Below are 897 nucleotides of genomic sequence, written 5' to 3'. Positions count from 1 at the left end.
TTGCCGCCGAGCTCGAGCGAGAGCTTCTTGAGCGTGTCGGCCGAGCGGCGCGCCAGGTGCTGGCCCACCGGCGTGGAGCCCGTGAAGCTGATCTTGCGCACGCGCGCGTCGTCCAGCCACACGTCCACCACCTCGGGCGTGCGCTCGCGCGAGGCCGTGACGATGTTGATCACCCCCGCCGGCACCCCCGCCTCCTGCGCCAGCTTGACCAGCGCCAGCGAAGTCAGCGGCGTGTCCTCGGCCGGCTTGCACACCACGGTGCAGCCGGCCGCCAGCGCCGGCGCGATCTTGCGCGCGATCATCGCCGCCGGGAAGTTCCACGGCGTGATGGCGGCCACCACGCCCACCGGCTCCTTCAGCGCGAACATGCGCCGCCCCGCCAGCGGCGCCGGAATCACGTCGCCGTTGGCGCGCGTGGCTTCCTCGGCGAACCACTCGATGTAGCTGGCCGCATAGGCCACCTCGCCGCGGCCCTCGGCCAGCGGCTTGCCCTGCTCGCGCGAGATCAGCCGGCCCAGGTCCTCCTGGTGCGCCATCACCAGGTCGTTCCAGCGCTTGATGACCTGGGCGCGCTGCTTGGCCGGCACGGCGCGCCAGGCCGGGAAGGCGGCGTGCGCGGCATCGACGGCCGCGCGCGCGTCGGCGCCCGTGCCGTCGGGCACGCTGGCGAAGACGGTGCCGGTGGCGGGGTCGGTGACCTCCAGGCGGCGTTCGTCGCTCGCGCCGCGCCATTGGGCGCCGATCAGCTGGCGCCCGGGCATCAGGTCCTGGCGTTCGAGTGTCAGTGTCATGGTGTTTGTCATGGAGAGTGGATCAGGCTGCAGCAACGCGCTCGGCGATCGCGATGCCCATGTCGGTGGTGGAGGCCGTGCCGCCGAGGTCGCGCGTGCGCGGCCC

The 897-nt window shown here is 73.1% G+C and carries 1 protein-coding gene; it reads right to left on the bottom strand.

Annotated elements, in window-relative coordinates:
• On the bottom strand, positions 1-791 hold a 791-nt coding region (locus AC3A6Y_RS34940), incomplete at its 3' end, for an aldehyde dehydrogenase family protein (protein ID WP_487872783.1).
• Positions 792-897 lie beyond the last annotated feature (106 nt).

Source organism: Variovorax sp. Soil_C_17 (assembly GCF_057657265.1).
Note: the sequence above shows the minus strand (reverse complement) of the source record. Positions and strands in the feature narration are given on the sequence as shown.